Genomic DNA, 1,299 nt, shown 5'->3' on the forward strand with positions numbered 1-1,299 from the left:
CCCGCCGGCCGCGCCCGCGCCGCCGTGCCGGCCGGCGCGGACCTCTCGCTGACGCAACTCGCCCCCTACGTCACCCCGAACTTCGGCTTCTACCGCATCGACACCGCGCTGGTCGTGCCACAGGTGGACCCGGACACCTGGCGGCTGCGGATCCACGGCCGGGTCGGCACCGAGCGCAGCTACAGCTACGCCGACCTGCTGGCCCGGCCGCTGGTCGAGCGGTACGTCACGCTGGCCTGCGTCTCCAACGAGGTCGGTGGGGACCTGATCGGCAACGCCCGCTGGCTCGGCGTGCCCCTGCGGGAGCTGCTGGACGAGGTCGACCCGGACGAGGACGCCGACCAGGTCGTCGGCCGGTCGGTGGACGGCTGGACCTGCGGCACCCCCACCGCCGCCCTGCGCGACGGCCGGGACGCGCTGCTGGCGATCGGCATGAACGGCGAGCCGCTGCCGGTCGAGCACGGCTTTCCGGTCCGGATGGTGGTGCCGGGCCTCTACGGCTACGTGTCGGCCTGCAAATGGGTGACCGAGCTGGAGTTGACCCGGTTCGCTGACTTCGACGCGTACTGGGTGCCGCGCGGCTGGTCCGCCCAGGGGCCGATCAAGACCCAGTCGAGGATCGACACGCCCCGGCGCCGCAACCGGTTGACCGCCGGGCCGGTGACCGTCGCTGGCGTGGCCTGGGCGCAGCACCGAGGCATCCGCCGCGTCGAGGTACGCGTCGACGGTGGCGAGTGGCAGCAGGCCGAACTGGCTCCGACAGTGTCGGTGGACACCTGGGTGCAGTGGTCCTGGCGCTGGGACGCCACGCCGGGGGAGCACCAACTCCAGGTCCGGGCGACCGACGCGACAGGCGAAACCCAGACCGAGCGTACGCAGGGCGTCGCGCCGGACGGCGCCACCGGCTGGCACACCGTACCCGTCGCCGTCCGCTGACGACCGCGCGCGTAGCTTGGACAGTTTCCGTTCCTGGCTCACGGAAACTGTCCAAGATCTCGGGGCAGTCATGAGATCGCCGCCCGGCCGTGGGTCGCCTGTCGTTGGGCTTGGTGCTTCGTGGCGGCCACTGGAGATGCCGGTGGCGGCACCCCGGGTGTGGGGTGCCGGCCAGCGGTCGGTGCCGTGCGGTGGTGCGGTGGCGCGGTGGTGGTGCGGTCAGCTGTTCCAGTGCTGGGCGACGAGGTCGGTGGCCTGCTGCTCCCACTGGGCGTAGGCGTCGGGGTAGGCGGAGACCTGGACGGTCTGCGCGGCGTCGGTCAGCGGCATGTCCTGCCAGCCGTCGACCTGCCTGAGGCCCTT

1 protein-coding gene is annotated in these 1,299 nt (G+C 72.7%); it reads left to right on the plus strand.

All coding sequences use genetic code 11. The features are described 5' to 3' along the window. Nucleotides 1–936 (plus strand): molybdopterin-dependent oxidoreductase (locus JM949_RS35990; protein WP_203152476.1); only part of this gene is annotated, 936 nt, incomplete at its 5' end. Between the last annotated feature and the right edge of the window lie 363 nt (nt 937–1,299).

The sequence above is a fragment of the Micromonospora tarensis genome, assembly GCF_016803395.1.
In the GTDB taxonomy this organism is placed as follows: domain Bacteria; phylum Actinomycetota; class Actinomycetes; order Mycobacteriales; family Micromonosporaceae; genus Micromonospora; species Micromonospora tarensis.